Here is a 20015-nt window from a genome sequence, read left to right as displayed (position 1 = left end):
TCTCTCTTAATGATGCGGTAAGCTGTCAACGAGATCTGCTTTTTCCCGTTTAACTTTTACTTCCAGCCGCGAACTGAAAAATACGCCTGATAATGCTGCAACCATACCCGCCATAGTCGGAATTGTTGCCATCGAAATACCGGCAGCCATGGTTCTCGGATTACCGGTTCCTTGTGTCGCCATAATGTCGAATACTGCAATCATACCGGTTACGGTACCTAGTAAACCGACCAGCGGACACATAGCCACAAGCGTTTTTATCAGTAACATTCTTTGATCTAACTGAAGCGTAGCCTCGGAAATCCAGGTATCGCGAATTTTATGTGCATACCAAGAGGTAGTGTCTGCACGGGCATCCCAACGGGCAATAATATCCCGCTTAATTTTTGGAAACACCCAGCTAACGTACCAGTAGCGCTCTAACATCATAAACCACATGACGAAGAGCACCAGGGCGACAACATACAATACGTTGCCGCCGGTATGAATAAAATCCTGTACCGATTCCCACAGCTCAATAAGCTGGAGCATCATTAGGCTTTCTCCTTCTCCGCATGAGCAGCAACAATACCTGCGCTTTGCTCATCCAGCACGTGTAAAACAGTTTTTGCTTTAGAAGCAACAATGCTATGTACGAAAATCAATGGCAATGCGGCAATCAAACCCAGTGCAGTAGTAACCAATGCCAGAGAGATATCGCCCGCCATCAGTTTCGGATCACCGGTACCGTACAGCGTAATGGTTTGGAAGGTTAAGATCATACCGATAACGGTACCTAACAGACCCATTAGCGGTGCAACCGCTGCGAACAGTTTGATCATGCCAATACCACGGTCAACTTTTGGTGTTTCGCGCAAAATGGCTTCGTCCAGTTTCAGCTCCAGGTTTTCTACATCTGCAGACATATTCTGATGGTATACCGTCAGGATACGACCCAATGGATTGTCTTTTGACGGATTTGCCAGGTTCTTCAGCTGGGCACGGATTTTGCCGCCTACTATGCTCAGCACAATGAAACGCTCAAGAGCAATCAGGAAGCCAACAAGCAGCAAGAAGGTGATTAAATAACCTACAGTACCGCCCTGATGGTAGTATTCCATCAAAGTGCTGCGTTGTTGGTTTAAGCGCAGTAAAGAGTTGCCTTTAGTCGGGTCCAGGAAGAAACCAACCAATTCACCTGGTGCTGCATTATTAAATGCCGCTACTGAATTATGAATTTTTGCCTGTGGTGCCCGGCCTAACGGTTGTAATTGATCAGTAGTATCGTTACGTAGCAGGTACTCATCTGCGGTAGTAACGTGGAAAGCACCAAAACGGGTAACGCGTTTAGTTTCAACACCGCCATCCAGCTTTACAACTTCAGCGTCAAATTTAGCAATTTTTCCTGACTCGGTCATTTCGGTCAGCATAGCCAGCCATAAGTCTTCCATTTCCTGCAAAGTTGGCAGCTCTGTTGCTTCTGCAATTTTACGCAGTGGTACATCACGACCCGGATATTGAGCGCTGATAATAGAACTGGAGATAGTGCCTATTGCCTGGTTGGCAGATTGACGTACCACACCAAACACTTCACCCATAGTGCCTAAAGCACTTTCAAGTTCAGTTTGTTTTTGCGCGATAAGAATATCGTTATCAGCATACTGCTTCTGTAAACGCTTACCACGAGCTTCTTCGTCAGCATAAGCTTTCTTTGCCGTATTAAGTAAAGCCTGCTTGTCAGCACGCTCAGCTAAGAATGCACGTTCACGTTCTTGATTAGCACGGCCTTCGATAGCACGCTCTTTCTTAATTTGTTCAAGTAGTTGGTCCAGCTTGGCGGTATCAGCCGCTGCACCAAAAGCCATAGTTGCAGAAAGTGTTACTGCCGCAGCTACGACGAAAGATTTCATTTTCATTCTCATTTACTCTTACTCCGCTGCGAATAGTGGTACGCGATCCATTTCAAGCTGGGCTTCACGACGCGCCATCTTGATGAAATTGGTCACTGAATTCATGTACGAATCTGGTAATTCGTCCCAGCTTTGAGTTGTTTTGTTCCACACCCAACCGGCTTCACCATCTAACGACTGCGCCATCAAAACCAAACGGCCCAAATGCACATAGTCAACAGTCATGTCGCTGCCGCCAACAGTTAAGGTGCCCTGGAACGCTGCCAGCTCTGAGCCATAGCCCATTTCAATGCTGTAAGCTTCAAGGATTTGGCGGAACTGCTCTGAACGTTGAACATCTGACCGGCTCATCAATTCACGTAAGTTCTCTACGCGATTAGAGCGGCGCTCGGTACGCAGTGGAATATCAGCTTTGACAAACTGTTCCAGTGCATCAATCATGCGGAACATGAGCGGCACTGTACCTTTGTTAGTATCTTCTAAGGTGTCAATTTGACGCTGGATAGAGTTAACTTGCCGTTGTTGGTCAGCAACCAGAGTCGCCAGAAAGTCATTATACACTTTCAGGTTCTCAGTCTGGTCAGTAACCTGACGGTACTCACCCAGCAGTTCCTGAGACTGTTCATAAATAGTGTTAATTTTTTCTTGAGACTGCACAGCTGCACGCTGGATTTGACTACCTTCCTGATGCAAAGCTTTTAAATCTGTTGCCAGAACATTCGCAGATAAAGCGAAAGTACCGGTCAGAGCTGTTGCAACAAGACTCTTGCGAATTTTATTGTTAAACATAGTTCCCAACCAATTATTGCTGATTAACGTAACCTGAAGTTGCAAGGGCCAGACTGTTCTTGGAGACAGAGGCGGCCCTCAGTTAGAGGGTAAACCGTCCGCATCATTACAGGTAAAAACGCCCTTGTCAAGACAACACAGGCGTCCGCAGCGCTGCTCTGATGCGGTTATTTATGCGGTTTTTCACCCAATTTATGCACTATTAAACAAATGAAAATTTATTTGTTATAGTTCATTAATTTTTTTGCTTATTTTATATTCGGCGTCAATTTTCCCGCAGTGTATAACGCCACCATATCATCCAGTGATATGGCTTTAATTTTGCTACCGTGTCCGGCGGCATTAAACGCTTCATAACGGGCAATACAGACCTCCATCATGGCTTTGACTGACTCTTGCAAATACTTGCGCGGGTCAAACTCAGCCGGATGTTGTGTCATATAGCGCCGGATAGCACCGGTCGATGCCAACCGCAGGTCGGTATCAATATTAATTTTACGCACACCGTACTTAATGCCCTGCTGAATTTGCTCCACCGGCACACCATAAGTTTCCGCGATCTGACCACCATTTTCATTAATGATTTTCAACCATTCCTGCGGCACCGATGATGAACCATGCATCACCAGATGCGTATCCGGAATACGCTGATGAATGGCTTTAATGCGGTCAATTGCCAGGATATCGCCTGTTGGCGGCCGGCTAAACTTATAAGCACCGTGTGAGGTACCACAAGCAATAGCCAGTGCATCCACCTGGGTCTCCCGCACAAACTGCGCGGCTTCTTCAGGGTCGGTCAGCATTTGATCATGGCTGAGTATGCAATCTGCACCTATGCCATCTTCTTCACCGGCCGCACCGGTTTCCAACGAGCCCAAACAACCTAACTCGCCCTCTACCGATACACCACAGGCATGCGCTATTTCAACAACTTTGCGCGTTACATTAGCGTTATACGCATAATCCATCGGCGTTTTGCCATCTTCCCCCAGAGAGCCGTCCATCATCACTGATGAAAAACCCAACTGAATGGAGCGCTGACACACGCCCAAAGAGGTACCGTGGTCCTGATGCATTACTACCGGAATGTGCGGAAACTCTTCTACTGCAGCCAGAATTAAATGCCGCAGAAAAGGTGCACCGGCGTACTTACGGGCACCGGCAGAAGCCTGCACAATGACCGGACTGTCGGTTTTATCGGCAGCCAGCATAATAGCGCGCATTTGCTCAAGGTTATTGACGTTAAACGCCGGTATGCCGTAACCGAACTCGGCAGCATGATCCAGCATTTGACGCAGGGAAATAAGGGCCATGAAATCCTCTCTTAATCTTTTAGGGTACAGTTGTAATATGACATTTTTATTATTGTGCTTTTGCGCGTTGTTCCAGTATAGCTACTGCCGGCAGAGTTTTACCTTCAAGAAACTCAAGGAAGGCACCACCGCCGGTAGAAACATAGGACACTTTGTCAGCAATATTGTACTTATCAATAGCAGCCAGGGTATCGCCACCACCGGCAATTGAGAACGCATCACTGTCTGCAATCGCCTGCGCTAAGGCCTTAGTGCCGGCGGCAAACTGCTCAAACTCAAACACACCCACCGGGCCGTTCCAGACAATAGTACCGGCTGATTTTAAGATGTTAACCAACTCTGCAGTAGTATCCGGACCTATATCGAAAATCATATCGGCATCGTCTACCGCAGCTACCGGCTTTAAGGTGGCGACTGTCGTTTCACTGAATGCCTGGCCTACCACTACATCGGTTGGTACCGGAATATTACCGCCACGGCTTTTAGCCTGCGTCATTAAACGCTGCGCTTCAGGGATTAAATCAGCCTCATACAACGACTTGCCGACATTATTACCATTAGCGGCAATAAAGGTATTGGCAATACCGCCGCCGACAATTAACTGATCAACAATACCAGATAACGATTCCAACACCGTCAGCTTGGTAGACACTTTAGAGCCACCAACAATGGCCACTAACGGCCGCTTCGGATTTTTCAGTGCCGCCGCCAGCGCTTCCAGCTCTGCAACTAATAAAGGCCCGGCGCAGGCAACAGGCGCGAATTTTGCCACACCATGGGTAGAAGCCTGAGCGCGGTGCGCGGTACCAAAGGCATCCATGACAAATACATCACACAATGCCGCCAGCTTTTGCGCTAAGGCGTCATCGTTTTTGCCTTCACCTTTATTAAAACGCACGTTTTCAAACACCACGACTTCGCCATCAGCAATGTCGATGCCAGCCAGATAATCGCTTGCCAAGCGCACCGGTGCAGCTAACACCTGTGCCAGATAATCCACTACCGGCTGCAAGGATGACTCAGCATCATACACGCCCTCTTCCGGCCGCCCCAGGTGCGACATAACCATCACCTTAGCACCTTTGCTCAGCGCCAGCTCAATGGTAGGTATGGCTGCTTTTAACCTGGCATCTGAGGTGACTTTGCCGTTTTTTACCGGTACGTTTAAATCTTCGCGGATCAGTACACGTTTGCCGTTAAGATCCAAATCGCTCATGCGAATAACAGACATTTCTTGCTCCTTGTTATAAATTCGTTTACATCATCACCCGGGCAGTATCAAGCATACGGTTGGCAAAGCCCCATTCGTTATCACACCACACCAGGCATTTTACCAGCCGTTTATGACTAACCCGGGTTTGCGAACCATCGACAATGCAGGAATGCGCATCATGGTTAAAATCCACTGATACCAAAGGCTCCTCAGTGTAATCCAGAATACCGGCCAGCTCGCCGATACGGGCTTGCTGCAACACCTGATTTACCGCTGCGATACTGACGTCCTGATGCAGGGTGACACTTAAATCCATCGCCGTCACATTTACCGTAGGCACCCGCACCGCTATCGCTTCAAAGCGGCCGGCAAATTTCGGCAGTATGCGTTCAATGCCCAGTGCCAGTTTGGTGTCCACCGGAATAATCGACTGACTGGCAGCACGGGTGCGGCGTAAATCCGGATGATAAGCATCTATGACCTGTTGATCATGCATAGAAGCATGGATAGTGGTGATAGTGCCGCTTTCAACACCAAAATGCTGATCCAATACCTGGATCACCGGCACTATACAGTTAGTGGTACAAGACCCGGCTGACACTACTGTCATATCAGCAGTTAAGCTACTGTGGTTAATACCGTAGATAATAGTGGCATCAATATCGGTATCTGCAGGGTGCGAAAACAATACCTTTTTAGCGCCCGCCGTCAGATGCCAGTTGGCGTGCTCGCGGCTGTGAAATACGCCGGTACACTCCAGTACCACGTCAACTTCAAGCTCACTCCACGGCAACTCCAGCGGATCAGCCTCAGCAAACAAGGCTATCTTGTTGCCATCAACCGTAATGCCCCCCTCATAAGAGCTGACACTAAAACCAAAACGGCCGTGCGACGTATCATATTTCAGCAAATGCGCTACGCCCTTAGCGTCGGCCAGCTCATTAATCGCTACCACCTGCAGCTCGTGTTGCCAGCCATTTTCATAAATAGCGCGTAAAATATTGCGCCCTATACGGCCAAAGCCGTTTATTGCCAGTCTGATTGCCATAACACCACATAGAAAAATGGGACCAGAATTGATCCCATTGTATTAAACATTACGCCAGTAACTGCTCAGCCGCTTCGAGCACTTTCTCAGTGGTAATACCAAAGTGTTCAAATAGTTGCTCAGCCGGTGCCGACTCGCCAAAGCTGGTCATGCCGATAATTTTGCCGGTTAGGCCGACATATTTATACCAACAATCGGTAATACCGGCTTCCACCGCGATGCGCTTGCTTACTGAGGCTGGTAAAACGGCTTCGCGGTAAGCAGCATCCTGTTGTTCAAACACGTCTGTTGATGGCATAGATACCACGCGTACCGCCTTGCCCTGCTCTGCCAGCTTAGCTGCGGCTTGCATCGCCAATTCCACTTCAGAGCCGGTAGCAATAATAATCAACTCTGGCGTACCACTACAGTCACGCAGAATATAACCACCGCGTTTTACATCGGCCAGTTGCTGCGCATTGCGCTGCTGCTGTGCCAGATTCTGCCGGGTGAAAATTAAGGTGCTTGGGCCATCAGTGCGTTCTATCGCGGCCTTCCAGGCTACGGCAGACTCTACCTGGTCGCACGGGCGCCAGTTCATCAGGTTTGGCGTAGCACGTAGTGCTGCCAATTGCTCTACCGGTTGGTGCGTTGGGCCATCTTCACCCAAACCGATAGAATCGTGAGTATAAACAAAGATCACCCGCTGCTTCATCAATGCTGCCATGCGCACCGCATTGCGGGCATATTCCATAAACATCAGGAAGGTAGCACCGTAAGGTACAAAGCCGCCGTGCAGCGCTATACCATTCATAATGGCCGACATGCCAAATTCACGTACGCCGTAATAAATGTAGTTACCGCTGGCATCGGCACCGGTGAGTGGCTTAGAACCAGACCAGATAGTCAGGTTAGAACCGGCTAAATCCGCCGAACCGCCGATAAACTCCGGCAACAGCGGGCCAAAGGCATTTAATGCATTTTGTGACGCTTTGCGGCTGGCAATATTGGCCGGGTTGGCTTGCAATTGTGCAATATAAGCCTGTGATTGTTCAGCCCAATTGGCAGGCAGCTGGCCGGCTACACGACGGCTGAACTCTGCTGCCAGCTCAGGGAAAGCGGCACTGTAACGGGCAAATAACTGCTGCCAGTCTTGCTGCAGTGCACTGCCTTTAGCTTTGGCATCCCAATCAGCATAAATATCAGCCGGAATATCAAAGGGCGCATGTGGCCATTGCAAAAAGTCGCGCGCTGCCGCGATTTCAGCCTCACCTAACGGTGCGCCGTGGCTGTCATGGCTGCCACCTTTATTAGGCGCGCCATAGCCTATTACCGTGCGACAACAAATTAATGTCGGTTTAGTGGTATCTGCTTTAGCCTGAGTAATAGCGGCTTCAACTGCTGCAGCGTCATGACCGTCAACATTGCTAATCACTTGCCAACCGTATGCTTCAAACCGTGCAGGGGTATTATCGGTAAACCAGCCTTCAACATGACCGTCAATAGAAATACCGTTGTCATCCCAAAACGCAATCAGCTTACCCAAGCCTAAAGTGCCGGCTAAAGAGCAGGCCTCATGCGAGATACCTTCCATTAAACAGCCATCACCTAAAAAGGTGTAAGTATGATGGTCAACAATGTCGTAACCTGGCTGGTTAAACTGCGCGGCTAAGGCTTTTTCTGCAATCGCCATACCTACCGCATTGGTAATGCCCTGTCCCAGTGGGCCGGTGGTGGTTTCTACCCCTGGCGCATAACCATACTCCGGGTGACCCGGTGTTCTGGAATGTAACTGGCGGAACTGCTTTAAATCTTCAATGCCCAAGTCATAACCGCTTAAATGCAGCAGGGAATACAGCAGCATTGAACCATGGCCGTTTGACAGAATAAAACGGTCGCGGTTTGGCCACTGCGGGTCTTGCGGGTTATGCTTGAGGAAATCACGCCACAACACTTCGGCAATGTCGGCCATACCCATAGGGGCGCCGGGGTGTCCTGATTTAGCTTTTTGCACCGCATCCATGCTAAGCGCACGGATAGCATTAGCGAGTTGTTTACGAGATGGCATGTTCACTCCTGACATTGCGCGGCTTCTTATAATGAAGCTGATTATTATTAAGCTGAAAAGTTTAGGCTCAAAGTGTCGCTATTTTCACAGAGCCCCCGCCGGATGGCAAATTTAAATCCGCCGGCAGAAACAATTTTCAGCCGCCCAGATCTAACTGGCTGTACTAACGTAATAAGCAGCGTAAAATAGCATTAAAGACGTCTGGGTGGCAGATTTTTCTGGCAAAGGCAGCACACTTTCTCTAGAATAGCCGCCTATTTTTTGGGTTCGTCATGGCATTTTTCAGCAGAACGAACTTAACTGCATTAACCTTATTTTGGAATACAACCGATGGCACAACACATTTTTACTTCTGAGTCAGTATCTGAAGGACATCCGGATAAAATTGCTGATCAGATTTCAGACGCCGTATTGGATGCAATCCTGGAACAAGACCCTAAAGCCCGCGTTGCCTGCGAAACCTTCGTTAAAACCGGTATGGTGCTGGTAGGTGGTGAGATCACTACCTCTGCCTGGGTTGATATTGAAGAAATTACCCGCAAGACCGTACGTGAAATTGGTTATGTGCATTCAGATATGGGCTTTGATGCTGATTCTTGTGCCGTATTAAATGCCATCGGTAAACAATCCCCGGATATTAACCAGGGTGTAGACCGCGCCGATCCGAAAGAGCAAGGCGCCGGTGACCAGGGTTTAATGTTCGGCTACGCCAGTAACGAAACTGACGTGTTAATGCCGGCCCCTATCACCTATTCACACCGTCTGGTGCAGCGTCAGGCGCAGGTGCGTAAAGATGGCACCCTGCCATGGTTGCGTCCGGATGCTAAATCTCAGTTAAGCTTTATTTACGAAGACGGTAAGCCGGTAGGTATCGATGCGGTAGTGTTGTCTACCCAGCACTGCGATACCATCAGCACGGAAAACCTGCGTGAAGCAGTAATGGAAACCATTATTAAACCGGTACTGCCGGCAGAATGGTTAACGGCTAAAACCAAATTCTTTATTAACCCTACCGGCCGCTTTGTTATCGGCGGCCCTATGGGTGACTGCGGCTTAACCGGCCGGAAAATTATTGTCGACTCATACGGCGGTATGGCGCGTCACGGCGGCGGTGCTTTCTCCGGTAAAGATCCGTCAAAAGTTGACCGATCTGCTGCCTATGCTGCGCGCTATGTGGCGAAAAACATTGTTGCTGCCGGCCTGGCTGAACGCTGTGAGCTGCAGGTATCTTATGCCATCGGTGTAGCAGAACCTACCTCTATCAGCCTGGAAACCTTTGGCACCAGCAAACTGAGCGAAGATCAGCTGATTAAGCTGGTGCGCGAACACTTTGACCTGCGCCCTTACGGCCTGATTGAAATGCTGCAGCTGGAGCGTCCTATTTATTTGCCAACAGCAGCCTATGGTCACTTTGGTCGTGATGAGTTCCCGTGGGAGCAAACCGACAAAGCGGAGTTGCTGCGCCAGTACGCAAAATAAGCTGCATTTGTTCATTACGTAAAAAGGAGAGCCCTGCTCTCCTTTTTCATACCTGCTGTTATTAAACCAGGCGGATAATTTCGCCTTATCATCAGCAGCTTTTTGTGTATTATAAGCTGCTGTGCTGTATCCGGGGTCCTCTGTCTGTGAGCAGAGTGAAACAAAACTATAAGAAAGGAACATGTATGTCTGAACAAACCGCCAACGCCGCTAAAGCCGGCTGGCTTAACCGTGCGCTTAACGCCATAGAAATCGTTGGCAATAAATTACCCGATCCTGCTGTATTATTCGCCTTACTGATGGTAGTGGTCTGGGTGGTATCCTGGGCTCTGGCCGGTGTCAGCTTTAATGAAGTAGACCCGCGCACCGGCGCCGCTATTCAGGTGAACAACCTGCTGTCCGCCGATTCCATGACCACCTTTATGGCCAAAATGGTCAATACCTTTGTTACCTTTGCCCCGCTTGGCGTGGTGTTGGTGGCAATGCTGGGTTTAGGTGTAGCCGAGCATACCGGCTTTATTAATGCCGGTTTACGCTCTGTACTGTCGGTTACGCCGAAAATGCTGTTAACACCGGTACTGATTGCAGTCGGTGTTGCCAGCCATATGGCGGTAGACGCCGGTTATGTACTGGTTATTCCGCTGGGCGCCGTTATTTTCTATGCTGCCGGCCGTCATCCGCTGGCCGGTATCGCCGCAGCCTTTGCCGGTGTATCAGGTGGTTTCTCTGCCACTATACTGCCGTCAAGCCTTGACCCACTGCTATCGGGCCTTACTCAGGTATCGGCGCGCTTATCATCTGACCCTGCTGCAGCTGAGCTGTTTGTCAGCCCGATGAACAACTATTACTTCACCACCGCCTCTACCTTTTTGGTGGTTATTGTCGGTTGGATAATTACTGACAAATTTATTGAGCCAAGGCTTAAATCTACCGTGGTAGACGGCGACCCGGCCGATATGCCGAAAATGGACGACTTAAAACCCAACGAGCGTAAAGGTTTGCGCTGGGCCAGCTTTTCTATGCTGTTAAGCATAGTACTGTTAATTGCATCAGCCTTGCCGGAAACTTCTGCCTGGCGCGCACCTGCCGGTACAGTATTGGCAGAAGGTCAAAGCAACTTGTTGGTTTTCGCTGCTCCGTTAATGCAATCTATTGTCAGCATTATCTTTGTGTTCTTTTTAATTCCCGGTGTGGTATACGGCTATGTGTCCGGTAATGCCAAAAACCATCGTGACATTATCAAAGGCATGAGCAAAGCCATGAGCGGCATGGGCTATTACATTGTCATGGCGTTTTTCTGTGCGCAGTTTATCTATGCTTTTGGCCAGTCTAACCTTGGCGCCCTGTTGGCGATAAAAGGCGCCAACTGGCTACAGGAAATGGCCTTCCCGATGGGCTTTACGCTGATTGGTATCGTGTTTTTATCCGGCTTTGTTAACCTGTTAGTTGGCTCAGCTTCAGCTAAGTGGGCGCTGATTGGTGCCATTATGGTACCTATGTTGATGGAGCTTGGCGTATCGCCGGACTTAACCCAGGCCGCTTACCGTGTGGGTGATTCTTCTACCAATATTATTACGCCGCTGCTGCCGTACTTCCCGTTAATCGTGGTGTTTTGCCAGAAGTATGTTAAATCAACCGGTATCGGTACCCTTATCGCACTAATGCTACCGTACTCTGTCGCTATGCTGGTACTGTGGACTGCCTTCCTGCTCGGTTTCTGGGCGTTGGATATTCCACTGGGCGTGGGTGCCAGTTACAGCTACCCGGCAGTCAACTAACGTCATATACCAGGGCCGGCGTAATCGCACCTGCGCCGGCCCAACTTCCCCGTCCTCCGTCAGCCTTCTTTACATTTTTCCCCATTAACAGTCCAGCAACAATTGCAATTCACTGATTAGTAAGCACAATATCATAGTGGTACGAGATATGCTTACTTAGCCATGCCTAATATTTTCATGGAAACGGAGCTTATCATGAAATGCTTTTACCTTAGTGTTGCAATTGGTGTAGTAGCTTTAGCGTTCGTCCCTCAAACAGTAGCAGGCCCGCTACCCGCTTGTAGCAATGATGCCATCAGCTTAACCTCGATCAGTAAAAGCGCTGATGGCTCAGCGCAGAATCTGCTGGTGGCAGGGCCTTACACCGCGTCAGATTGCGCCGGTCTGTATGGCGACCCCAATAATGTCGGCAGTTTACATGATGCCAATCCTAATATCGGCACCTATGGTGACGGCCTGTTAAATGGTGAGGGTGGCTGGTTAAGCCCTACGCGGTTTATTTCCGAATCACAACTGATGGATTTGGGGCCTAATGTGGGCTTTCCGGATGCCAACCCCAGCATTGCTGATGACCCGGGTTGGATAAGCCTGGCCAAATTCGACTTAAATGACGATAACAGCTGGTCTGAACAATATCAGGCGATCAATTGGCTGCAGTATCTGGACCTGGATGAAGTGCTGGATATCAGCTTCACCTGTACCTCTGCCAGCGGCTGCAGCAGTGGCAGTTGGACTTTAGCAACCTCACTGGATGTTATTGAAAAAGTACAGGGTGCTCTGGGCAACCGGTCAACCTTTGACCATCTGGCGTTTGTCTTTAAAGCCGGCAATGGCTGGGCGGTGTATGATTTTAATTTCACCGATATCTTTGCTAACGAGTTGTCTGCTCAGAACGACGACAGGTTCGGCGATCCTTTTGGCACACCTTTTACTTTTGGTGGCTTGTTTAATACCGGTGATTTTAACAAGGATATCTCCCACTTTGCTATCTGGGCACGAGATCCGTTAAGTACCACCCAAGTACCTACACCCGGTAGCATTCTGCTATTGGGCTTAGGACTGTTAGCATTACGATTATACAAAAAGCATTAAGTTTACCGCTCTTCTCAGCACTGGTAGTTGCAGATTTACCTGCCATTATCAGTGCTGATTTTTATACTTCAGCTTTGCCATAACACAGCAGGCTGTTACCATTCGCATACTCTGTTCAAGCTGATGTTGTTTATGCGTATTCCAAGAATTTACCACAGTGGTGCCATTGCACTTAACCACGAATTTTCCCTGGATGACGATGCCGCCAACCATATTGGCCGTGTGCTGCGCATGCCGGTTGGCAGCGAGCTTCAGCTGTTTAACGGCGACGGTTTTAACTACCCTGCCCGCATCAGCAGCAGCGATAAGAAACGCGTTCACGTTATTGCCAGTACACAGTTGGCAAACCCGGTCGAATCGCCACTGAAAATTCATCTGGGCCAGGGTATATCGCGCGGCGACAGAATGGATTTTGCTATACAAAAAGCGGTAGAACTTGGCGTTAGCGAAATTACCCCGCTGTTTACCGAACGCTGCGGCGTAAAGCTGGACGGCGAACGTTTGACCAAACGCAACGAGCAATGGCAAAAAATAGCCATCAGTGCCTGTGAGCAAAGCGGCCGCAGTATAGTGCCAACCGTGCATCCGGCTATTTCACTCGATGCCTGGCTTAGGCAAAGCACAAAAGAATTAAAGCTAACCTTGCATCCGTGGGCCAAAGACACCATTAAGACCTTAACACCTAATCTAAATATCCGGTTAGTAATAGGCCCTGAAGGCGGTTTTAGTGAACAGGAAATGGCACACACTACGGCGGCCGGTTTTAGCGGCATTCAGCTGGGGCCACGTGTACTGCGCACCGAAACGGCAGCACTTACCGCTATCAGTGCGTTACAACTGCAATTTGGCGACCTGGCCTGAGGACACAGCATGAACAAACCGATAAAACTTGGCATAGTGATGGACCCTATTTCGGCCATCAATATAAAAAAAGACTCCAGCTTCGCCATGTTACTGCAGGCACAACAGCGTGGTTATCAGATCCACTACATGGAAATGGCCGATTTATATTTGCTGGAAGGCCAGGCGCGCGCCAATACCAGGCTATTGACAGTGCAGCAAGACCCGGCCGGCTGGTATCAATTTGGCACTGAGCAGGACATTAAGCTTAGCGAGCTCGATGTTATCTTAATGCGTAAAGATCCGCCGTTTGATACCGAGTATATCTATGCCACCTACATATTGGAGCGGGCAGAAGATGAGGGTACGTTAATTGTTAATAAACCACAGAGCCTGCGTGATGCCAACGAAAAGCTCTACACCAGCTGGTTTAGCCAACACACACCAAAAACCCTGGTCAGCCGCGATGCCAAACGCTTAAAAGCTTTTTACCAGGCCGAGCAGGACGTGATCTTAAAACCGCTGGATGGCATGGGCGGCGCGTCTATTTTCCGCTTAAAACCCGGTGATGCCAATGTCAGTGTCATCATTGAAACGCTAACCGAACATGGCAGCCGCTATGCCATGGCACAGCGCTTTATTCCGCAAATCAGCCAGGGCGATAAACGAATACTGGTAGTAAACGGTAAACCCGTGCCATACTGTTTAGCACGCATTCCGGCCAACGGCGAAACCCGTGGCAACCTCGCAGCCGGCGGCCGTGGCGAAGCCAGACCCTTGTCAGAGTCTGACCTGGCCATTGCCAATGCGGTAGCACCCACGTTAAAAGCCAAAGGACTGATTTTTGTCGGTCTGGATGTAATAGGCGACAAGTTAACTGAAATTAACGTTACCAGCCCAACCTGTATCCGCGAAATTGAAGCGGCGTTTCCAATCAGTATCACCGGTTTGTTATTTGATGAAATTGAACAGCTGCTGGCAGCCCGCCAGTGACAACCACGTTGTAACGAGGTCACTATGCAGAATTTTCAGAATCATTTTTTAATTGCTATGCCGTCGTTAGATGACCCACTGTTTAAACGCAGTGTTGCCTATATTTGTGAACATAATGATGAAGGTGCCATGGGCATCGTCATTAACCACCCGCTGGAAGTGAAGGTAGCTGACTTGCTGCAACAGCTGCAAATTGAGTTCAACACCAAAAGCCCGGCCGCCACGGCGCATGTTTGTGCCGGCGGCCCGGTGCAGCACGACAGAGGCTTTGTGCTGCACACCGCCAAAGAAGGCTACAGCAGCAGCATGCGTTTAACTGACGAGCTGATGGTTACCACTTCAAAAGATATATTATTTGATTTAACCACTGACAATGCGCCGGAAAAGTTTATTTTGGCACTGGGATATGCCGGTTGGACAGCCGGCCAGCTGGAGCAGGAAATTGCCGATAACGCCTGGTTAATTATTCCGGCCGACAGCGCTATTATTTTTGATTTAACCCATGCTGAAAAGTGGCAAAGCGCCACCGCCAAAATTGGTATTAAACCCTGGCAACTAACTAACGAGGCCGGTCACGCTTAATGAGTCGTACCATTTTAACCTTTGATTACGGCACCAAAAGCATAGGCGTGGCGGTAGGTCAGGAACTTACCGGCACCGCCTCACTGCTTAGCGCATTAAAAGCCCTGGACGGCACCCCCGACTGGGCAGTGCTGGAAAAGCTGATTAACGAATGGAAACCTCAGTTATTGCTGGTGGGGTTACCACTGAATATGGACGGCAGCGAGCAGCCGTTTACCGTGCGTACGCGTAAGTTTGCCAACCGGCTGCATGGCCGTTTTGGCTTGCCGGTAGAGCTGCATGACGAACGCCTTACCACCGCGGAAGCCCGTAGCATGCTGTTTGCTGATGGCGGCTATCGTAATCTGGCCAAAGACAAAGTTGACAGTTTATCGGCCAAAATTATCTTCGAGAGCTGGTATGAACAACAAGCTTAAACCACCGCTTGAACCGGGCTTTTATCAGCATTACAAGGGCGCTTATTATCAGGTTATTGATTGCGCCCGCCACAGCGAAACCGAACAGTGGCTGGTAATTTACCGCGCGCTGTACGGCGATTTTGGCCTCTGGGCACGGCCGCTGGACATGTTCACTGAAAACGTTGAAATTGCCGGCGAATTACTGCCACGCTTTCAGTATATAGGCCAAATTAAACCTGCCCATCCCGAGAGCTAATCAGTTAAGCTGCTGACGGTACCATTCGCCTAAGATCAGGCTTGCCGCTACGCTAACGTTCAGCGACTCTACCTTGCCAGAACCCGGAATTTGCAGTGCAATATCGGCGCTTTTGGCGACGTTTTTTGACACGCCAAACATCTCTTCACCAAATACGATCACCACCTTGGCCGGAAGCGTGCTTTGATACAGCGAGGTGCCGGCGTGGCTGGAGGTGGTGATCAGTGTATAACCGGCTTCTTTGCACAGCTGTAATGCCAGTGGCAGGTTGTCACAACTTAAGCCAGCAACAAATTCACCACCGCCTTCAGCCGTGCGCAGGGCCGCGCCCGATTGTAGCAGCTCAGGTTGTTTCATAATAATGCCGCCCACGCCAAAATGCGCACAGCTGCGCGTTATCGCACCTAAGTTATGCGGGTTACCCACGCCATCCAGTGCCAGCAAACAGTCGCGTTTACGGCCTTTTTGCTGCAAATACGCCGCCAGGCTTTGCTGTGGTTTACGTTTTACCAGCAACACCACACCGCCGTGATGGCCGCTACCGGCGACTTTCTCCAGCTCGGCGTCATCAACAATATGGTAGGCCTTTTTCGCCGCAGCTAAATATTTCATCACATCAGCAAACTTAGCGGCCATTTGCTGTGACACATAAAGTCGGATCAGCGCATCCGGGCGTTGGCTAAACAGCACCCGGCAAGCGTTTTCGCCGTACACCTTACCTTCGTCTTCCTGCACGCTACGCACGGCTTTAACCTGCTGCGCTTTATCAGGTGCAGGACGTTTCGCTTTATTGGCTGCCGGCCTGGCATTCTTTGCCCCGGCATCTTTGGTCCAGGGCTTATGCAGTGGATTGGCCGCTTTGCCGCCTTTGGCTTTGTGTTGTGACATAAAAATCCTGCGTGCGCCGCATGGCGCGGTAAATCAATAATGCGGCGGATTTTACCAGCTGCGCAGCAACAATACTTGTATTTTTCTGCGCGCGCAGTATGCTGACGGCCTTTAAATTTGCCGCTACAGGCCTTGTTTATGCTTAGTTATCGCCACAGTTATCACGCCGGTAATCATGCCGATGTGGTGAAACATCTGGTACAGGTGGCCATTGTTGATTACCTGCTGCAAAAAGATAAACCCTTTTGCTACCACGACAGCCATGCCGGTGCCGGCCTGTACAGCTTACTGGCTGAACAGGCGCAGAAAACCAGCGAGTACCAGGGCGGTATTGGTAAACTGTGGCACTACCAGGCGCAAAGCCCGGCATTGGCGCACTATATAACGCTGATAAAACAACTTAACCCGGACGGCGAGCTGGCCTTTTACCCGGGCTCACCGAAAATTGCTGCCATGCTGCTGCGTTCGTCCGATAGCATTCAGGCTACCGAGCTGCACCCGACAGACTACCCTATTCTGGCCAGCCAGTTCGCCCGGCGGCGCCACAGCCGGATTGAGCATATGGACGCCTGGACCGGCTTTAAAGCCATGCTGCCGCCACTGCATAAGCGCGGCCTAGTATTGATAGATCCGCCCTACGAGCTGAAAACTGAATACCAGGATGTGGTTGCCGGCTTACAAAGCGCTTATCAGCGTTTTCCGCAAGCTACCTATGCTATCTGGTATCCGGTAATAGAGCGCGCGGCGGTGGAAGCCTTTATCAGCGCTATTGTCGCTACCGGCATTAAAGATCAGCTACGGATTGAATATTGCCCATTGGCGGATAGCAGCGGCTTTGGTATGACCGGCAGTGGTATGCTGGTGATTAACCCGCCCTATACGCTGGCCAAAGATATGCAGCAGGCATTGGCCGAGCTAAGCCCGTTGTTAAGTGCACAAGGTGAGTTCCAAGTGCACCAACTGGTGCCGGAGTAAGCTATGCGTATTGTTATCGCAGCGGCATTATTGCTGCTGAGTAACCCGCTGCAGGCTTTTAGCAAAACCGGCCACCAGATGATTTGCGATATGGCCTATCAGCTGGTTAGTGACGCTACGCGGGTACAAATTGACAGCCTGATTGCCGCCTCACCTTATCAACAGTTTAGCCAAAGCTGCAGCTGGGCCGATGAAGTGCGCGCCGACCCGGCCTTTGACTACGCCTCAGCGCTGCATTTTGTGAATTTTGCCCGTGATAAACAGCAAGTAAGCGCAGCTGATTGCCCGGCGCACGGCTGTATTTTATCTGCCATCACCGATATGCAGCAGCGCTTAGCTGACGATAACACCGACTGGCAGGCATTGTTGTTTCTGGCGCATTTTATTGGCGACTTACACCAACCTTTACATGTCAGCTTTGCCGATGATTTAGGTGGCAACCGCACTGCAGTGTATTTTTATGGTTTACCGAATAACCTGCACGGTGTGTGGGATTTTGCGCTGTTAAAACAGCTGGGCTATGAAACCGACCACAGCAAAGCCGCTACGCTGTTTAACCGCATCGGTACTAAGCAGCGTTCAGCCTGGCAGCAAGGCGATGTATTGAGCTGGGCCAATGAATCAGCGGCGCTTACGCTGGAAATTTATCAGGGTTATACGCCCGGCATGTTAATTGATGACAGCTATGTACTGCATTATCAGGCGGTACTGGAGCAGCGCTTACAGCAGGCGGGTGTGCGGCTGGCGCTGTTGCTGGATCAGTCACTCGGCGCCACAGCTAACTGAGTGGCTAACCAGCTGAACACCTGCTGCTGTTGCTCAGCATTAAATTCATGACCGTATTGCGGGTACAAGGTAGTAGCCAGCTTATCTGCTGCGCCATGCGCCTGCCATACCTTTGCCAGTTGCGCATAAGCCTGCTTTACGCCGGCCTGCGGCATCAGCTTGTCTTTGCCGCCATTAATAAACAACATTGCTTTGGGCGCGGCCAGCGCCGCTATGTCGGGAATATCTGATTTTGCCGCTAAGCCCGGGTGCAGCATATAAAACGCCGACTGGCCTTTGAGGATATTATTGCCTGGCGTAATTAAATGCCGGTAGCTGTTTAACCAGGCTACGGCCACCCCGGCCTTGATATCGTCGGTTAATGCCGCCAGTTGCCAGGCGCGAAACGCCCCCATCGAAAACCCCAGCACTGCCAGCCGGTTGCTGTCAGCTTGCGGCAACTGTTTTATAAACTGCACCAGGCGTAGATCTTCATAAGCAGCCATACCGGCCAGCGAGCGGCCCAGCATAAACATATTAGCGGCCAGGGATTGCTGCGCGCTAAATTCAACCGGGCCACGATCACTCCAGCCAAAAGTATCAGCCGCCAGCACCAAATAGCCTTGCTTAGCCAGCGCATCGCCGACAAAGTTACCGCTAAAGTATTTGTCTGCCCACTGCTGCGCCGCTGGCAAGCGCATGTCGGTTGCAAACGGCTGTAGCCATTTTTCTTTGCCAATATCAAAGCGGGCGCCGTGATCATGCAGCAGTAACACCGCAGGCGCAGGCTTAGCCACATCAGGTTGCAATAGCATAAGCTGCACCCTGCTCTGTTTAGTCAGCTGCACCGACCACAACTGCGCACTGTAACCGTCGCGCGCTTCGTTTTTTACCAATTCTGCGGCAAAATCAACCGGCTCATCCGGCCATAGCAAGGCTTCGCGTAATGCAGCCCGGCCCTGTGCACGCCAGTGCTGAATATCGTTAAAGTGCTCTGGTTGCCAGCTTAACGGGTAGGCTTGTTGCGGCAGTAACTGCTGATAAAAATCCGGTAGTTGCTGTTCAATCAGGCTATCGGCCTGCAACGGCAACGCCAAAACTAACAGTAATAAGCAGCAACGCATTAACGGATCCAGCCTTTACTGATTTGGCGGAAGGTATCAGTGCCGCAACACTCCAACCATTCAAATGCCAGCATTTCCCGGCTGATAATCTGCGCGCCGGCTTGCTGCATACGGCTTAAGGCCAACTGTTTATTTTGCTCTGTGCGCGAGCCTACGGCTTCAACTACCACAAACACCTGATAGCCCAATGCCAATAAATCCATTACCGACTGCAGCACACAGACATGGGCTTCAGTGCCCAGCACCACAATTTGCTTGCGCTCAGTACAGGCCAGGCTGCTGGCAATATGCGGCTCTTTTAACGCACTGAAATGCATTTTTTGCAGCACCTGCGAGGGCGGCACCAGCTCTGCCAATGCCGGCAGCGTAGCGCCTATACCTTGCGGGTATTGCTCAGTGGCCCATACCGGCACCTCCAGTTGCACAGCCACCTGCAGCACCCAGGCCGCCGCCTGCTCTACGGCTTTGCTGTCAAAAATAGCCGGTGCCAGCTTTTGCTGCATATCAATCAGTAATACCAGGCTTTGTGAGGCTTGCAATAACATA

The 20015-nt window shown here is 50.2% G+C and carries 20 protein-coding genes; 10 read left to right on the top strand and 10 right to left on the bottom strand.

Translation table 11 applies throughout. The features are described from left to right. Positions 1-6 precede the first annotated feature (6 nt). From ACTZWV_RS06940 to tkt, 7 genes are all read right to left on the bottom strand, one after another. Positions 7-534 carry a MotA/TolQ/ExbB proton channel family protein gene (locus ACTZWV_RS06940; RefSeq protein ID WP_444785850.1) on the bottom strand — a complete coding sequence of 176 codons (528 nt, stop codon included), beginning with the start codon at positions 532-534 and terminating at the stop codon, positions 7-9. Next, positions 534-1889, bottom strand: a complete 1356-nt coding sequence (locus tag ACTZWV_RS06935; RefSeq protein WP_444785849.1) for a MotA/TolQ/ExbB proton channel family protein — start codon at positions 1887-1889, stop codon at positions 534-536. Before ACTZWV_RS06935 ends, ACTZWV_RS06940 begins: the two co-directional genes overlap by 1 nt. Before the next feature lie 18 nt (positions 1890-1907). Beyond that, on the bottom strand, positions 1908-2678 hold the full coding sequence (locus ACTZWV_RS06930; protein WP_444785848.1) for a DUF3450 domain-containing protein: 771 nt from the start codon (positions 2676-2678) through the stop codon (positions 1908-1910). 248 nt (positions 2679-2926) lie between these two features. Beyond that, complete coding sequence (gene fba, locus ACTZWV_RS06925) at positions 2927-3991, bottom strand: class II fructose-bisphosphate aldolase (protein WP_444785847.1); 1065 nt, start codon at positions 3989-3991, stop codon at positions 2927-2929. A gap of 49 nt (positions 3992-4040) precedes the next feature. Beyond that, positions 4041-5222, bottom strand: coding sequence for a phosphoglycerate kinase (locus ACTZWV_RS06920; protein ID WP_444785846.1), 1182 nt, complete (start codon positions 5220-5222; stop codon positions 4041-4043). Positions 5223-5247: 25 nt separating this feature from the next. Beyond that, on the bottom strand, positions 5248-6252 hold the full coding sequence (epd, locus tag ACTZWV_RS06915) for an erythrose-4-phosphate dehydrogenase (protein WP_444785845.1): 1005 nt from the start codon (positions 6250-6252) through the stop codon (positions 5248-5250). Positions 6253-6301: 49 nt separating this feature from the next. Beyond that, positions 6302-8299 carry a transketolase gene (tkt, locus tag ACTZWV_RS06910; RefSeq protein ID WP_444785844.1) on the bottom strand — a complete coding sequence of 666 codons (1998 nt, stop codon included), beginning with the start codon at positions 8297-8299 and terminating at the stop codon, positions 6302-6304. Positions 8300-8629: 330 nt separating this feature from the next. Here tkt and metK point away from each other — a divergent pair, with 330 nt between their 5' ends. From metK to ACTZWV_RS06870, 8 genes are all read left to right on the top strand, one after another. Further along, positions 8630-9778 carry a methionine adenosyltransferase gene (metK, locus tag ACTZWV_RS06905; protein WP_444785843.1) on the top strand — a complete coding sequence of 383 codons (1149 nt, stop codon included), beginning with the start codon at positions 8630-8632 and terminating at the stop codon, positions 9776-9778. A 185-nt stretch (positions 9779-9963) separates the two neighbouring features. After that, on the top strand, positions 9964-11556 hold the full coding sequence (locus ACTZWV_RS06900) for an AbgT family transporter (RefSeq protein ID WP_444785842.1): 1593 nt from the start codon (positions 9964-9966) through the stop codon (positions 11554-11556). Between the two features lie 195 nt (positions 11557-11751). After that, positions 11752-12648 carry a hypothetical protein gene (locus tag ACTZWV_RS06895; protein WP_444785841.1) on the top strand — a complete coding sequence of 299 codons (897 nt, stop codon included), beginning with the start codon at positions 11752-11754 and terminating at the stop codon, positions 12646-12648. A gap of 132 nt (positions 12649-12780) precedes the next feature. After that, on the top strand, positions 12781-13509 hold the full coding sequence (rsmE, locus tag ACTZWV_RS06890; protein WP_444785840.1) for a 16S rRNA (uracil(1498)-N(3))-methyltransferase: 729 nt from the start codon (positions 12781-12783) through the stop codon (positions 13507-13509). Between the two features lie 9 nt (positions 13510-13518). Beyond that, positions 13519-14481, top strand: a complete 963-nt coding sequence (gshB, locus tag ACTZWV_RS06885; protein WP_444785839.1) for a glutathione synthase — start codon at positions 13519-13521, stop codon at positions 14479-14481. 24 nt (positions 14482-14505) lie between these two features. Next, positions 14506-15063 (top strand): YqgE/AlgH family protein, encoded by a 558-nt coding sequence (locus ACTZWV_RS06880; RefSeq protein WP_444785838.1) that lies wholly within the window; start codon positions 14506-14508, stop codon positions 15061-15063. Further along, positions 15063-15479 carry a Holliday junction resolvase RuvX gene (gene ruvX, locus ACTZWV_RS06875; protein WP_444785837.1) on the top strand — a complete coding sequence of 139 codons (417 nt, stop codon included), beginning with the start codon at positions 15063-15065 and terminating at the stop codon, positions 15477-15479. Before ACTZWV_RS06880 ends, ruvX begins: the two co-directional genes overlap by 1 nt. Next, on the top strand, positions 15463-15717 hold the full coding sequence (locus tag ACTZWV_RS06870) for a DUF1653 domain-containing protein (protein ID WP_444785836.1): 255 nt from the start codon (positions 15463-15465) through the stop codon (positions 15715-15717). The genes ruvX and ACTZWV_RS06870 overlap by 17 nt, the downstream gene beginning before the upstream one ends. Here the strand turns inward: ACTZWV_RS06870 and ACTZWV_RS06865 are convergent, their stop codons facing one another. Next, a complete protein-coding gene (locus ACTZWV_RS06865; protein ID WP_444785835.1) occupies positions 15718-16605 on the bottom strand; it encodes a tRNA/rRNA methyltransferase in 888 nt (295 codons plus the stop codon). It abuts the gene before it with no gap. Positions 16606-16743: 138 nt separating this feature from the next. Between ACTZWV_RS06865 and ACTZWV_RS06860 the strand changes: the two genes are divergently transcribed. Together ACTZWV_RS06860 and ACTZWV_RS06855 are read left to right on the top strand one after the other, a co-directional pair. Continuing rightward, positions 16744-17580, top strand: coding sequence for a 23S rRNA (adenine(2030)-N(6))-methyltransferase RlmJ (locus tag ACTZWV_RS06860; protein WP_444785834.1), 837 nt, complete (start codon positions 16744-16746; stop codon positions 17578-17580). A gap of 3 nt (positions 17581-17583) precedes the next feature. Continuing rightward, positions 17584-18366 carry a S1/P1 nuclease gene (locus tag ACTZWV_RS06855; protein WP_444785833.1) on the top strand — a complete coding sequence of 261 codons (783 nt, stop codon included), beginning with the start codon at positions 17584-17586 and terminating at the stop codon, positions 18364-18366. On the opposite strand, the gene ACTZWV_RS06850 is transcribed toward ACTZWV_RS06855, so the two are convergent. Continuing rightward, entirely contained in the window at positions 18339-19469 is a 1131-nt protein-coding gene (locus ACTZWV_RS06850; protein ID WP_444785832.1) for a dienelactone hydrolase family protein, read from the bottom strand. The genes ACTZWV_RS06855 and ACTZWV_RS06850 overlap by 28 nt on opposite strands. Continuing rightward, entirely contained in the window at positions 19469-20014 is a 546-nt protein-coding gene (locus ACTZWV_RS06845) for an isochorismatase family protein (protein WP_444785831.1), read from the bottom strand. The genes ACTZWV_RS06850 and ACTZWV_RS06845 overlap by 1 nt, the downstream gene beginning before the upstream one ends. Between the last annotated feature and the right edge of the window lies 1 nt (position 20015).

It is taken from the genome of Rheinheimera sp. NSM (assembly GCF_052380015.1).
Lineage (GTDB): Bacteria > Pseudomonadota > Gammaproteobacteria > Enterobacterales > Alteromonadaceae > Alishewanella.
This window is presented reverse-complemented; position numbering and strand designations above follow the sequence as displayed.

Coding starts and splice junctions, on each gene's coding strand:
- ACTZWV_RS06870 (WP_444785836.1), top strand. CDS start 15,463: ATGAACAACAAGCTTAAACCACCGCTTGAACCGGGCTTTTATCAGCAT.
- ACTZWV_RS06845 (WP_444785831.1), bottom strand. CDS start 20,014: ATGTTATTGCAAGCCTCACAAAGCCTGGTATTACTGATTGATATGCAG.
- ACTZWV_RS06940 (WP_444785850.1), bottom strand. CDS start 534: ATGATGCTCCAGCTTATTGAGCTGTGGGAATCGGTACAGGATTTTATT.
- rsmE (WP_444785840.1), top strand. CDS start 12,781: ATGCGTATTCCAAGAATTTACCACAGTGGTGCCATTGCACTTAACCAC.
- gshB (WP_444785839.1), top strand. CDS start 13,519: ATGAACAAACCGATAAAACTTGGCATAGTGATGGACCCTATTTCGGCC.
- tkt (WP_444785844.1), bottom strand. CDS start 8,299: ATGCCATCTCGTAAACAACTCGCTAATGCTATCCGTGCGCTTAGCATG.
- ACTZWV_RS06900 (WP_444785842.1), top strand. CDS start 9,964: ATGTCTGAACAAACCGCCAACGCCGCTAAAGCCGGCTGGCTTAACCGT.
- ACTZWV_RS06865 (WP_444785835.1), bottom strand. CDS start 16,605: ATGTCACAACACAAAGCCAAAGGCGGCAAAGCGGCCAATCCACTGCAT.
- ACTZWV_RS06855 (WP_444785833.1), top strand. CDS start 17,584: ATGCGTATTGTTATCGCAGCGGCATTATTGCTGCTGAGTAACCCGCTG.
- ACTZWV_RS06860 (WP_444785834.1), top strand. CDS start 16,744: ATGCTTAGTTATCGCCACAGTTATCACGCCGGTAATCATGCCGATGTG.
- ACTZWV_RS06920 (WP_444785846.1), bottom strand. CDS start 5,222: ATGTCTGTTATTCGCATGAGCGATTTGGATCTTAACGGCAAACGTGTA.
- ACTZWV_RS06880 (WP_444785838.1), top strand. CDS start 14,506: ATGCAGAATTTTCAGAATCATTTTTTAATTGCTATGCCGTCGTTAGAT.
- ruvX (WP_444785837.1), top strand. CDS start 15,063: ATGAGTCGTACCATTTTAACCTTTGATTACGGCACCAAAAGCATAGGC.
- epd (WP_444785845.1), bottom strand. CDS start 6,252: ATGGCAATCAGACTGGCAATAAACGGCTTTGGCCGTATAGGGCGCAAT.
- ACTZWV_RS06930 (WP_444785848.1), bottom strand. CDS start 2,678: ATGTTTAACAATAAAATTCGCAAGAGTCTTGTTGCAACAGCTCTGACC.
- metK (WP_444785843.1), top strand. CDS start 8,630: ATGGCACAACACATTTTTACTTCTGAGTCAGTATCTGAAGGACATCCG.
- ACTZWV_RS06935 (WP_444785849.1), bottom strand. CDS start 1,889: ATGAAATCTTTCGTCGTAGCTGCGGCAGTAACACTTTCTGCAACTATG.
- ACTZWV_RS06850 (WP_444785832.1), bottom strand. CDS start 19,469: ATGCGTTGCTGCTTATTACTGTTAGTTTTGGCGTTGCCGTTGCAGGCC.
- ACTZWV_RS06895 (WP_444785841.1), top strand. CDS start 11,752: ATGAAATGCTTTTACCTTAGTGTTGCAATTGGTGTAGTAGCTTTAGCG.
- fba (WP_444785847.1), bottom strand. CDS start 3,991: ATGGCCCTTATTTCCCTGCGTCAAATGCTGGATCATGCTGCCGAGTTC.